Genomic DNA, 12,654 nt, shown 5'->3' on the forward strand with positions numbered 1-12,654 from the left:
TCGGTCATCGCCCGATCCGCTGCGGAGCATTGGTCAAGCCAACTCCACCCTCCGCCGCTCCCGTGCCGAAAGTGCCATGGCGTGGATGACCTTCTCGAATTCGAGCGCCTCGGAAAAATCGGGTGAGGATTTCTCGCCGCCACCGACCCAACGTAGGAAGGCTCCGGTTTCGATCACTTTGAGATCATTGAAGCCGAGTTGGTGGCCGGGCGCAGGGCAGAACGAGCCGTAGGGCGGGTGTGCCGGGCTGGTCAGGATAGTCTTGAAACCCTGGGCCGCCGGATTGCCGTCATTCTGATAGATCTGCAATTCGTTCATGCGCTCTTGGTCGAAGACGAGCGTGCCTTTTGTGCCGTGAACCTCCCATCCCAGCCTGTTCTTGCGGCCCCAAGCAGTGCGTGAGGTGGAGATGGAGCCATGGGCACCGTTCCTGAATTGCAGGAGTGCGCTCGCGACATCTTCGTTTTCCACGGCTTTGCGCTCGCTGCTGCCGGGGAGGGCGCGGGTCTTGTGCACCGTCTGCATGTCGGCGACGAGGCTTTCGATTGGGCCGATCAAGCCGTAGGCCATGGAGACCAGATGGCAACCGAGATCGCCAAGCGCACCTAACCCCGCTTCTTCCGGACGCGCTCGCCAGGTCCAGGGTGCGTCCGGATCAGCCTGGTAATCCTCGTCCACCCAACCGCGGAAATGAATCGGCCGTCCGATGGCGCCGTCACGCACCAGCCTGCAGGCATGCTGGAAGGCAGGGTTCTTGATGTAGTTGTAGCCGACCATGGTCTTCACGCCGGCCTTTGCGGCAGCGGCGGCCATCTCTTCGGCATCGGCCAGCGTGAGCCCCATAGGCTTCTCACAATGGACGTGCTTGCCGGCAGCGATGGCGGCCAACGCCATCTCGCGATGCATCCTGTTCGGCGTTGTGATCGAAACGATGTCCACGCGCGGGTCGGACATGAGCTGCCGCCAGTCGTCAGTCGCGCGGGCAAAGCCGAACTGCTCGGCCATGGCTCGCGCCTTGTCGCCGGGAACGTCGCAAAGAAGCTCCAGCCGCGCTTCGGGCACGTCCCCGAACACGGGTCTGGCAGCCCGATAGGCCAGCGCATGCGCTTTACCCATAAAGCCGGTGCCGATGAGTCCAATCCCGACCCCTGGCATGCTACTCCTCCTTGCCGCCGCCGAAGTGGAATTTTTATTCCAAAACGGTTAGGATTGGGATGGTTGTTTTGTCAATATGCGAGGGATGCATGGACGCGGTTTCCGCACCGGCCAATATTGAGGAATTGCTCGATCGTGTTCACCAGGTTTCGGGCAATCTGCCCAAACGGCTGAAGCAGTGTGCCGATTATCTGGTCACGAATCCGGATCGGGTGGCGGTCTCGACGGTCGCGGAGATGGCGGACGGGGCGGGAGTGCAGCCGTCGGCCTTTATGCGCTTTTGCCAGGTGCTGGGTTTTTCCGGGTATTCGCAAATGCAGCGCCTCTTTCGCGAAACCTACACCCAAAGCTGGCCTGACTATTCGACACGGCTCCAGAAGCTGCGTGCGACGGGCGCCGGAAGCCCCTCGGCTCTTCTGGCGGAATTCATCGAGGCGGGCCGCCTCTCCTTGGAAAACCTCGCAAAAACGATCGACCCCCGCACGCTCGATACGGCGATCAAGACCCTTTCAGAGGCCAACATGGTGCATATCGTTGGAATGCGTCGCGCCTTTTCCGTCGCCTCCTATCTCGCTTACGCGTTCGAGAAGATGAATGTGCCGACCATGCTGCACGATAGTGTCGGCAAGCTCGACAGCCGTCATGCAATCCGCCCGGGCGATGCCGTGATCGCCATCACCTTCGCGCCCTATACGCACGAAACTGTCGAACTGGCGGAGGCAGGCCGTCGGGCGGGTGCACATGTCGTGGCGATCACGGATTCGCCAGCCAGTCCATTGCGACCGGTGACACCGCTCCTCCTGACGGTCCAGGAAGCGGATTTCGGAGATTTCCGCTCTCTTTCCGCTACTCTCTCTCTCGCAGTGGCGTTGGTGGTAGCAGTGGGGGCGGCAGGCGGCACGGGAGTAAATGGAATTTCTGATTGATATTCTGGATAATATAGAACATATTTTCCATTTCTTGAACCAAGTAGGTCAACAGTGGTAGACCGCTGGATGAGCGTTTCGGAGCCGGCAACCGGCCAACCAGGGAGGAGGGGACGTGGCAAAGAGGCTGGATGTCATCACCATCGGCCGCTCCTCGGTTGATCTTTATGGTGCGCAGGTGGGCGGTCGGCTGGAGGACATGGCCTCCTTCAACAAATATATCGGTGGCTCGCCGACGAATATAGCGGCGGGCGCTGCGCGGCTGGGGCTGAAATCGGCGCTGATCACGCGCGTGGGCGACGAGCATATGGGCCGCTTCATCCGCGAGGAGTTGCAGCGCGAGGGGGTGGATGTGCGGGGGGTGAAGACCGACCCCGAACGGCTCACCGCGCTGGTCCTCCTTGGTATCCGCGACCAGAACCAGTTTCCGCTCATATTCTATCGCGAGAACTGCGCCGATATGGCGCTCTGCGAGGAAGACATCGACCCAGCCTTCATCGCCGAGGCGAGGTGCGTCTGCGCGACAGGCACCCATCTGTCCCATCCGCGCACCGAGGCTGCCGTCCTGAAGGCGTTGAGGCTTGCGCGCGAGAATAGCGGGCTAACGGCGCTCGACATCGATTACCGGCCCAATCTCTGGGGGCTCGCAGGCCATGGCGCCGGCGAAAGCCGCTTCATCGAATCCGAGCGTGTGACGGCCAAGCTGCAGAAGACGCTGCCGCTCTTCGATCTGATCGTCGGCACGGAGGAGGAATTCCACATTGCCGGCGGCTCGACGAACACGATCGAAGCGCTGCGCACCGTGAGGAAGCTGACCAATGCGGTGCTTGTCTGCAAGCGCGGTCCAATGGGCGCCACCGCCTTCACGGGCGAAATCCCCGACACGCTCGACCAAGGCCAAATAGGCGAGCATTTCCCGATCGAGGTCTTCAACGTGCTGGGCGCAGGCGACGGCTTTATGGCCGGCCTGCTCAAAGGCTGGCTTTCCGGCGAAGACTGGCCGACCACGCTGAAATACGCGAATGCCTGCGGCGCCTTTGCGGTTTCGCGGCATGGCTGCACGCCGGCCTATCCTTCATGGGAAGAGCTGCAATATTTCTTTCGCACCGGGATCAGAAACCGTGCCCTGCGCAAGGACACGGCGCTTGAGCAGGTGCACTGGTCGACCAATCGCAACGGGTATTGGCCGGAACTGCGCGTCTTCGCTTTCGACCATCGCAAGCAGCTGGAGGAAATGGCGGATGCCGCGGGCGCGCCGCATGAGCGCATCGAGGGGTTCAAGGTGCTCTGCCTGGAGGCGGCCCTCGAGGTGGCGGCCGGCCAGCACGGCTACGGTATCCTCTGTGACAGCCGGTTCGGTCGGGAAGCGCTGTTCCGCGCTGCAGGCACCGACCTTTGGGTCGGCCGCCCGGTGGAGTGGCCGGGCTCGCGCCCGCTGAAGCTGGAGCCCGACCTGGGGCCGGACTTCGGCGGCCTTGTCGAATGGCCTCTGGAGCACGTGGTGAAGGTGCTCTGCTTCTATCACCCGGACGACGATCACGAAATAAAGGCCGAACAGGAAGATGTGGTGCGTCGCCTTTTTGCCGCCGCACGCCGCAACCGGTTGGAAATGCTTCTTGAGATCATCCCGTCCAAGGTGCGGCCGACCGACGACCAGACCGCTGCCGCCGTTATCGAGCGGTTCTACGAGATTGGCGTTTTTCCCGATTGGTGGAAGCTGGAGCCGATGACATCGACGGAAGCCTGGTCCAACGCCTGTGAGGCCGTCAGGCGCCACGATGCCCACGCCCGCGGCATTGTCGTGCTGGGGCTCGATGCTCCGGCGGAAGAGTTGGAAGAGAGTTTCCGCATTGCCGCCGGCTTCGATCTGGTGAAGGGTTTTGCCGTAGGCCGCACGATCTTTTCTGACGCGGCGCGGCGCTGGCTGAGAGGCGAGATGAGCGACCAGGAAGCAGTCGCCGCAATGGCGAAGAACTATCGCAGCCTGTGCGAGATTTGGGACCGCTCGCGGGCGAGGAGAGGGAGGGCTCCATGAAGACGATCCGGCTTACCGCCGCCCAGGCCGCGACGCGCTATATCGCGGCGCAGTTGAACGAGGATGGAAAGCCGTTCATCGCAGGTGTCTGGGCGATCTTCGGCCACGGAAACGTGGCCGCTCTGGGCGAAGCGCTCTATGCCGTTCGGGAAAAACTGCCCACATATCGCGGTCACAACGAGCAATCCATGGCGCATGCGGCCATCGCCTATGCCAAGCAGTTGGGCCGCAGGCGGGCCATGGCCGTGACCTCCTCCATCGGCCCGGGCGCTACCAATATGGTGACGGCCGCGGCCCTTGCGCATGTGAATCGCCTGCCGGTGCTGTTTCTCCCGGGGGACGTTTTCGCGGGGCGCGGACCGGACCCGGTCTTGCAGCAGATCGAGGATTTCGGGGACGGCACGGTGAGCGTCAACGACTGCTTCCGCCCGGTCTCGCGCTATTTCGACCGCATCACGCGGCCGGAGCAGCTCTTGACGGCGCTCCCCCGCGCCTTCCGAACGATGACGGACCCAGCGGATTGCGGACCGGTGACACTCGCCTTCTGCCAGGACGTTCAGGCTGAAGCCTATGACTGGCCGGAGAGCTTCTTCGAGCCTAAGGTTTGGCGGATGCGCCGGGTCCAGCCGGATCCGGTGGAGATCGAAGAGGCTGCAAGGATCATCGCGGCGGCGAAGGCGCCCGTCATCGTGGCCGGCGGCGGCGTGCACTATTCCCAGGCCTATGAGGCGTTCCAATTTTTCGTTGAGGCGCATCAGATCCCGGTGGTTGAAACCCAGGCCGGAAAATCGTCGCTGCCCTGGGATCACCCGCTCAATCTCGGCCCCGTGGGCGTCACCGGCTCCTCAAGCGCCAATATCCGCTGCGCCGAAGCCGACGTGATCATCGGGGTGGGCACCCGCTTCCAGGATTTTACCACCGGCTCCTGGTCGCTTTTCTCCCAGCCCGGGCGCAAGCTCATCAGCTTGAACGTAAACGCCTATGATGCGGTGAAGCACGGAGCGCTGCCGATCTGCGCGGATGCCTGTGTCGGGCTGGAGACGCTATGGCGGGCGCTCGGTGACAAGCGCTTCGAGCCACCGCCCATGTCACTGAAGGCGGAGTGGTTCGAAGCCGCCGATGCCGTGACCGCGGCCCCCACGGAAACCAATGCGCTTCCCACCGACATGCAGGTGATCGGAGCGGTCCAGCGTGCCGCAACAGATAACACTGTTGTGATGTGTGCCGCCGGCACCATGCCGGGCGAGCTCCACAAGCTCTGGAAGGCTCGCCGGCCGATGTCCTACCATATGGAATACGGCTATTCCTGCATGGGTTACGAGATTGCCGGCGGCATGGGCATCAAGATGGCCGATCCCGACCGTGACGTGGTCGTGATGCTAGGCGACGGCTCCTACATGATGATGAACTCGGAGCTCGCCACTGCGGTGATGATGGGCATCAAGATCACCGTTGTCATCACCGACAATCGCGGCTTCGGCTGCATTAACCGGCTGCAGCGTTCGACCGGCGGCGCCGAGTTCAACAATCTGCTCGACCACGCCCATCACGTGAATCCCTCCCAGATCGATTTCGTGGCGCACGCCGCGTCCATGGGGGCACATGCTGAGAAGGCCGGCTCCATCGCTGAGCTGGAGGATGCGCTGGTCCGGGCGCGGGAAGCAGAGAGGCCCTTCGTGATCGTTATCGACACCGATCCCTATCCTTCAACGGAAGCGGGCGGCCACTGGTGGGATGTGGCCGTGCCGGAGGTATCGGACCGCGAGCAAGTGAGGAGGGCGCGCGAGAAATACGAAGCCGCGCTCAAGGAGAGGAACTGAATGGTCCGCTACGGAACCAACCCCATTGCCTGGTCCAATGACGACGATCAGACCATCGGCGCGCACATACCGCTGGAGCAATGTCTGCGCGAAGCGGCAGAGATCGGCTTCCAGGGGATCGAGAAAGGCCACAAGATGCCCTCGGACGGCCAGGCGCTGAAGGAAGTATTGGCCGCGCACGGGCTCGTCTTCATTTCCGGCTGGCACTCGCTCAATCTCCTCGTGAACCACATCGAGGCGGAGAAGCGGGCAATCCAGCCGCATCTCGACATGCTGAAGGCGAATGGCTGCGAGGTCTGCATCGTTTGTGAGACCTCGAACGCAATCCACGGCAATGACGCGATTCCGCTCAGGAACAAGCCCGTGCTTGAGGAACATCGCTGGCCGGCTTTCTGCATGGGGGTCGAAGCGATCGCGCAATATTGCGCGGCGCAGGGTATCGACCTCGTCTACCACCATCACATGGGCACGATCGTGCAGACCCGCAATGAGATCGACCGCCTTATGGCCGGCACCGGCCCAGCCACCAAGCTTCTGCTTGATACTGGCCATGCCTGGTTCGGCGGCTCGGATCCCGTTGAACTTGCCCGCGCCTATATGCACCGCGTTCGCCATATCCATGCGAAGAACGTGCGGCCGATGGTTCGGAAGGAAGTGGAAGGTCTGGGCCTTTCGTTCCTCGAAGGGGTGAGGCGCGGCGTCTTCACGGTTCCCGGCGATCCCGAAGGCGCGCTCGCCTTCGAACCCGTGCTGGAGGTCGCTGCAAAGCATGGTTACGACGGCTGGCTGGTCATCGAGGCCGAGCAGGACCCGCTCAAGGCCGACCCGGTGACGTATCAGTCCATGGGACTGAAGGCGCTGCAAAAGGCGGCGCGGATGGCCGGGCTGGACCGGATCTGAACACCGTCTATATTCGCTCAATGCACAAGCTCTTCGATCTCAACCATCCATTCTTCCGCCCGCTTTGGCTCAGGCTGGCCATCATAGCGATCTGCCTAGGCTGGGGCATCTTCGAGTTCACGATGGGCGCGCCGTTCTGGGGCACGCTCTTTGTCGGTCTCGGCGTCTACTGCATCTGGGGCTTTCTCTTCGATTTCAAGCCCGACGCCGGGAACAAGACGGAATAGGAGAGACGAGATGGCAAAGCTGTTGGTGAAGCCCGTCGGCGCAGCTGGCAAGGTGCACGACATCACGCCCCGCTCTGCCGGCTGGAGCTATGTGGGTTTCGGCCTCTACCGCCTCAAAGCAGGCGAGTCGGCCCAGGAGGAGACCGGCGACCGGGAGGTTATCCTGGTGCTGGTGGAAGGCAAGGCGGAGATCGCAGCGGGCGGAAAGAGCCTCGGTGAATTGGGCGATCGGATGGACGTCTTCGAGCGCCGTCCGCCGCATGCAGTTTACATCCCGAACGCTTCACGCTGGTCGGCAACGGCGACAACGGATTGCATACTCGCCGTTTGCTCCGCCCCGGGAAAGGATGGGCACGATGCGCAGGTGATCGGGCCGGCCGGAATTTCGTTGCTGGAGCGCGGGAAAGGAGCAAACACCCGCTACATCCACAACATTGCCATGGAGGAGCGCGATGTCGCCGACAGCCTCCTGGTGACGGAGGTCTATACGCCCCAGGGCAACTGGTCGTCCTATCCGCCGCATCGCCACGACGAGGACGATTTCCCCAGAATGACATATCTGGAAGAGACCTATTACCACCGCCTCAACCCCCCGCAGGGCTTCGGCTTCCAGCGGGTCTTCACCGAGGATGGCAGCCTGGACGAAACCATGGCCGTGTCAAACCACGACGTGGTTCTCGTCCCGCGTGGCCATCACCCTTGTGGAGCGCCTTATGGTTACGAGATGTACTATCTCAACGTCATGGCCGGCCCGCGCCGTGCCTGGCGCTTCAAGAACCATCCGGACCACGATTGGATTTTCCAGCGCGACAGCAACGTAGATTAAGAGCCTTGCGGCCGGTCTTACGACCGGCCGTAAACGTCCTCGAAGCGGACGATGTCGTCCTCGCCAAGGTAGTCGCCGCTCTGCACCTCGATCAAGACGAGCGGCAGGATTCCCGGGTTTTCCAGCCGGTGCTTGAACCCGCAGGGAATATAGGTGGACTGGTTGGTGGCGAGCAGGATTTCCTGATCGCCGTTGACGATCTTGGCCGTGCCGCTGACCACCACCCAATGCTCGGAGCGATGGTGGTGCGCCTGCAGGCTGAGCCGGGCACCGGGCTTCACCTCTATCCGCTTGATCTTGAAGCGATCTCCCTCTTCGAGCACCGTGTAGGTGCCCCAGGGGCGGTGTGCCGTGCGGTGAAGCTTGGCGGCCTCATGGCCCTGCTCCTTGAGCCGGTTGAACAGGTGCTTCACCTCCTGTGCCTTTTCCTTGTGCGCGACGAGGAGGGCGTCAGGGGTGTCGACGACGAGGAGATCCGAGACGCCAACCAGCCCAACCAAGCGGTCTTCGGAGTGCACGAAGGAGTTCCGGGTGTCCTCAAGCACGGTTTCCCCGCGTGAGCGGTTGCCGTTCTCGTCGGCCGGCGTCAACTCCGCCACCGCGGCCCAGGACCCGATGTCGGACCAGCCGCAATCAAGCGCGATGCAGCCGACATTCTCCGCCTTCTCCATCACCGCATAGTCCAGCGAGATCGCAGGCGTGGTCCTAAAACGCTCGGGATCGATCTCGAACACTTCGCGATCGTCCGAATGGAGCTTGCGCGCGGCATCATAGGCGGCACGAGCACCTGCCAGGACTTCGGGACAATACTGTTCCATCGCCTGCAGCATTGCGCCCGCAGGAAAGCAGAACATCCCCGAATTCCAGTAGAAGCGGCCGCTGGCGACATATTCGGCAGCCTTCGCGGCATCAGGTTTTTCCACAAAGCGCAGCACCTTGCCACTCTTTGCTTCTATATAGCCATACCCGGTCTCCGGCCTTTCCGGTACGATTCCGAAGGTGACGATCCGGCCCGTGCCCGCCATTTCCGAGGCCTTGCCTACTGCTTGGGCGAACGCCTCCTCGTCAAGGATGAGATGGTCGGAAGGGAGGATGAGGAGGATCCCCTGCGGTCCATCCGCCTCATGCACATGCAGCGTGGCAAGTGCCACAGCCGCCGCCGTGTCCCGCCCGAAAGGCTCAAGGAGATAATTGTTCCGGCGCCGAGGTGCGGTGGAATCCGCATAAGCGTCGGCCGTGAGGAACAGGAGATCGCGATTGGTAACCGTCACGATCCTCTCCACGCCGTCGAGCCGTGCAGCGCGGCTATAGGTGCGGCCGATCAGGCTCGTGCCGTCCGGAAGCTCAATAAAGGGTTTCGGACGAGCATCTCTCGATAGCGGCCATAACCGTGAACCCGCTCCACCGCTGATGATGACTGGCGTAAGGGTCATTTCCCCCGTCTCCAAAAAACAATCATTCTATGCCTGCTATCGACGCAATCTGTCGATCGTGTGGTGGCAGGCCTATGACACAAGCATCTGCTTCAGACCATAGGCAAGTCAATCCATCATTGCCGGCAGGCTCCTGCGGCGAGCCTACCGCTTTCGGTCTGCCCCACTGATGACAGCCTGCGCAGAGCCCTGCGACGGCGAAGACAGGCGCGTCCTGGCGCACGGCGTCGGCGCGGATTGAGCTCGGGCTTGTCAATGGCCGCGCTACGGGCGAAACACGTCGCAGACGATTCGGTCGGAGGATGCGCTGGAAACCTCTCTCTACCGCCCGGTAAAGAAATTCCTCGAAGGAATGGGCTTCGCCGTCAAGGGGGAGGTGGGCGGCTGCGATCTTGTTGCCCTGAAGGACGGCGAGCCGCCGATCGTCGTCATCGGCGAACTGAAGATGAGCTTTAATCTGGAGCTGGTTCTTCAGGGTGTCGATCGTGCCGCCGCCTGCGACGAGGTGTGGCTTGCGGCGCGCCTGTCCATGCGCGGAAAGGGCAGGGAGAGCGACGCGCGCTTTCGCAATCTTTGCCGCCGGCTGGGCTTCGGTATGCTGGGCGTTGCCTCAAATGGAGAGGTGCACATTCTGGTGAGACCGGCCGCACCCATGCCGCGCCGTGATTCCCGCCGCCGCTCGCGGCTGGTGGATGAGCACCGACGCCGCCAGGGCGATCCCGTTGCCGGCGGGGGAACGAGAAGGCCCATCATGACTGCCTATCGTCAGCAGGCGCTCGCCTGCGCCTGCGCTTTGGCGGAAGGACCAAAACGACCGCGCGATCTCAAACCCGCGATCCCCGATGCGCCCAAGATCCTTCGCCACAACGTCTATGGTTGGTTTGACCGCGTGGAGCGTGGCATCTACGGGCTTACGGAAAAAGGTAGGCTAGCCGCATCCCAATGGTCGGCAGCTGAGGCCACGGTCTGATCATTCGCCATCGGGAATCTTGTCTACGTCGCGAATGAGCGCGCCTCGCTCCAACGTATTGCCGACGGTGCAGAGACGATGCGCCTCCGCGACCAATTTTTCGCGTTCTTCCGCTGAAAACTCTCCCTCGATCTCGAAGGCGCAGTCGAATGCGATAACCCGGGATGGAGCGTCAGGCGCTTTTTGATGCCGAACATCGGCCTTCACGGAGACGAGCCGTTCGTGCCAGCCGAAGCTGCGGGCGGCGATCCGCAGGCTCAACACAAGGCAGCCGGCCAAGGCAGCATCCATCATCTCGACCGGCGTCATGCCGCTTTCGGAGGCCAGGCCGGCGAGATCAAGGCTTGCACCTGAGCGCGCGGCGACGCTTCCCTGGCCCCTGCCGGGCAGCGAGGCGCCGACGACGGTGGAACGCTTGACGATATTGACCATGACTTGATTCTCGGGCGCTGTTGCAAGGCGTGCCTTCATACGTAGGCGATCCCGATGTGGAGCACCAGAGATCAGCTCGCCACCAGTCTCGGGGCGAGCCTGTTGGAAAATTAAACTCGCTCTTTGCTCTTGCGGCGATCAACATTGCGAAAATTGCGTGTGAGAGGGAACCTTATTGCCTCGCGAGGGAATTGGGCGGAGGCTAGAGTCCAGCCATGCTTCCGGCCTGGCCGAACGAGATCGTCGTGGTCCGGGGATCGCGCCTACAGCGCCGTGCGTCCATTCGGACGCACAAAGGACGCTGTAAGTTTTTGAATCGACGCATCGTGCTTTCCGAAGACCGATTCCGTTTTCGGACCGATGCTGTAGAAGGAGAGACGAAATGACAAGAACGCGGCATCGAAGGGATCATGGCCTTCAGCTTCTCGCTGCCACTGCCATGCTGGTCCTGGCGGCGTTTGGGCACGCCAAGGCGCAGGAGGGTGAGACGGACCCCTCCGCCGTCATCAGGATCGGTTCGCTTTACGAGCCGCAGAACCTGGACAATACGGCTGGAGCCGGCCAAGGCATCAACGAAGCTTTCAACGGCAATGTGTATGAAGGGCTTTTCCAGCTCGAAGACAGCGGTGAGGTCGTGCCCAAGCTCGCGCTGGATTACCAGATGAGCGACGACGGGCTGACCTACACCTTCACCCTTCAGCCCGACGTCACCTTTCATTCCGGCGACCCGCTCACTTCGGCGGACGTGAAATACAGCATCGAACGGGTTGTCGCCGAAAACTCCAAGAGCTCGCGCAAGAAGAGCCTTTCGACCATCGCCGGGATCGAAACCCCCGATGACAGAACGGTCGTGGTCAAGCTCTCCGAGCGCTCCATATCGCTGCCCTATAATCTTACCTATGTCTGGATCGTCAACGACAAGGCGACGGATCTTACCTCCGGCGAGGATGGCACGGGTCCTTACCGGTTAGACGCCTGGCGTCGCGGTTCGAGCATCAGCCTGGTGCCGTTCGATGATTATTGGGGCGATGCGCCAGCCAATAGTGGTGTAACCTTCAACTATTTCACCGAGGCGACCGCTCTCAACAACGCGTTGCTTACCGGCGCGGTGGATATCATCACCAGCGTGCAAAGCCCGGATTCACTTGCTCAATTCCAGGACAATCCGGCCTTCGTGGTGGAAGAAGGACAATCGACCACGAAGGAAGTCCTGGCATATAACGATCGGGTCGAGCCTTTCAGCAATGTGAAGGTGCGCAAGGCGATCGCGCGCGCAATCGATCGACAGAGGCTCCTTTCCTCGATCTGGGGCGATTACGGTACGCTGATCGGGTCCTTCGTCCCGCCGACGGACCCGTGGTATGTCGACCTCACCAATGTCGACCCCTATGATCCGGAAAGCGCGAAGCAGCTCCTCGCGGAAGCCGGCTATGCCGACGGTTTCACCTTCACCCTCGAAACGCCGAACTATGATCCCCACCCGATCGTCGCGCAATTCGTACAGAGCGAGCTTGCGAAGGTGGGCATCAAAGTGAACATCAACATCATCACCGCCAATGAATGGTACACGAAGATCTATCAGGCACACGACTTCCAGGCGACGCTGCAGGAGCATGTGAACCATCGCGACATCGTGTTCTATGGCAATCCGGACTTCTACTGGGGCTATAACAATCCAAAGGTCGTGGAGCTGATCGCCTCGTCTGAAACCAGTGCCAGCGAGGCCGAACAGGTCGAAAAACTCAAGGAGGCGAACCGCATTATTGCGGAGGATGCCGCCAGTGGCTGGCTTTATCTCTATCCGCAGATCGTGGTATCGAGCGCGGGAGTGAGCGGTTATCCCGTGAATGGGCTAAACTCGCAGTTCTTCGCATACGGCATCACCAAGCGCGCGGAGTAGTCGTTCGAGGCGAGCCGCGGAAGGAGGGGC

At 61.7% G+C, this 12,654-nt stretch carries 11 protein-coding genes; 8 read left to right on the forward strand and 3 right to left on the reverse strand.

Translation table 11 applies throughout. The annotated features are described in order from the left end of the window. Positions 1–33 precede the first annotated feature (33 nt). Entirely contained in the window at positions 34–1,155 is a 1,122-nt protein-coding gene (locus CHEJ32_RS0111785) for a Gfo/Idh/MocA family protein (RefSeq protein WP_028034058.1), read from the reverse strand. A gap of 89 nt (positions 1,156–1,244) precedes the next feature. On the opposite strand from CHEJ32_RS0111785, the gene CHEJ32_RS0111790 reads away from it, so the two are divergent. The 6 genes from CHEJ32_RS0111790 to iolB all read left to right on the forward strand — a co-directional run bounded on the left by CHEJ32_RS0111790 (position 1,245) and on the right by iolB (position 7,889). Then, positions 1,245–2,081: a MurR/RpiR family transcriptional regulator gene (locus CHEJ32_RS0111790; protein ID WP_028034059.1), complete on the forward strand. Its 837-nt coding sequence runs from the start codon at positions 1,245–1,247 to the stop codon at positions 2,079–2,081. 115 nt (positions 2,082–2,196) lie between these two features. Continuing rightward, the gene (gene iolC, locus CHEJ32_RS0111795; protein ID WP_028034060.1) at positions 2,197–4,116 is read left to right on the forward strand and encodes a 5-dehydro-2-deoxygluconokinase; all 1,920 of its coding nucleotides are present in this window, start codon (positions 2,197–2,199) and stop codon (positions 4,114–4,116) included. Next, the gene (gene iolD / locus CHEJ32_RS0111800) at positions 4,113–5,936 is read left to right on the forward strand and encodes a 3D-(3,5/4)-trihydroxycyclohexane-1,2-dione acylhydrolase (decyclizing) (protein WP_028034061.1); all 1,824 of its coding nucleotides are present in this window, start codon (positions 4,113–4,115) and stop codon (positions 5,934–5,936) included. Before iolC ends, iolD begins: the two co-directional genes overlap by 4 nt. Then, entirely contained in the window at positions 5,937–6,836 is a 900-nt protein-coding gene (gene iolE / locus CHEJ32_RS0111805; RefSeq protein WP_028034062.1) for a myo-inosose-2 dehydratase, read from the forward strand. Between the two features lie 20 nt (positions 6,837–6,856). Then, the gene (locus tag CHEJ32_RS0111810) at positions 6,857–7,063 is read left to right on the forward strand and encodes a hypothetical protein (RefSeq protein WP_028034063.1); all 207 of its coding nucleotides are present in this window, start codon (positions 6,857–6,859) and stop codon (positions 7,061–7,063) included. 10 nt (positions 7,064–7,073) lie between these two features. After that, positions 7,074–7,889: a 5-deoxy-glucuronate isomerase gene (gene iolB, locus CHEJ32_RS0111815; protein ID WP_028034064.1), complete on the forward strand. Its 816-nt coding sequence runs from the start codon at positions 7,074–7,076 to the stop codon at positions 7,887–7,889. Between the two features lie 17 nt (positions 7,890–7,906). Here the strand turns inward: iolB and CHEJ32_RS0111820 are convergent, their stop codons facing one another. Next, positions 7,907–9,322, reverse strand: a complete 1,416-nt coding sequence (locus tag CHEJ32_RS0111820; RefSeq protein ID WP_028034065.1) for a mannose-1-phosphate guanylyltransferase/mannose-6-phosphate isomerase — start codon at positions 9,320–9,322, stop codon at positions 7,907–7,909. Between the two features lie 352 nt (positions 9,323–9,674). Here CHEJ32_RS0111820 and CHEJ32_RS0111825 point away from each other — a divergent pair, with 352 nt between their 5' ends. Then, positions 9,675–10,292, forward strand: coding sequence for a DUF2161 family putative PD-(D/E)XK-type phosphodiesterase (locus CHEJ32_RS0111825; RefSeq protein ID WP_084032779.1), 618 nt, complete (start codon positions 9,675–9,677; stop codon positions 10,290–10,292). Here the strand turns inward: CHEJ32_RS0111825 and CHEJ32_RS24545 are convergent, their stop codons facing one another. Continuing rightward, complete coding sequence (locus CHEJ32_RS24545) at positions 10,293–10,763, reverse strand: OsmC family protein (protein ID WP_051469619.1); 471 nt, start codon at positions 10,761–10,763, stop codon at positions 10,293–10,295. 343 nt (positions 10,764–11,106) lie between these two features. Between CHEJ32_RS24545 and CHEJ32_RS0111840 the strand changes: the two genes are divergently transcribed. Continuing rightward, positions 11,107–12,624, forward strand: a complete 1,518-nt coding sequence (locus CHEJ32_RS0111840) for an ABC transporter substrate-binding protein (RefSeq protein WP_028034067.1) — start codon at positions 11,107–11,109, stop codon at positions 12,622–12,624. The last annotated feature ends 30 nt before the right edge of the window (positions 12,625–12,654 follow it).

The sequence above is a fragment of the Chelativorans sp. J32 genome (genome assembly GCF_000518985.1).
Taxonomy (GTDB): domain Bacteria; phylum Pseudomonadota; class Alphaproteobacteria; order Rhizobiales; family Rhizobiaceae; genus Chelativorans.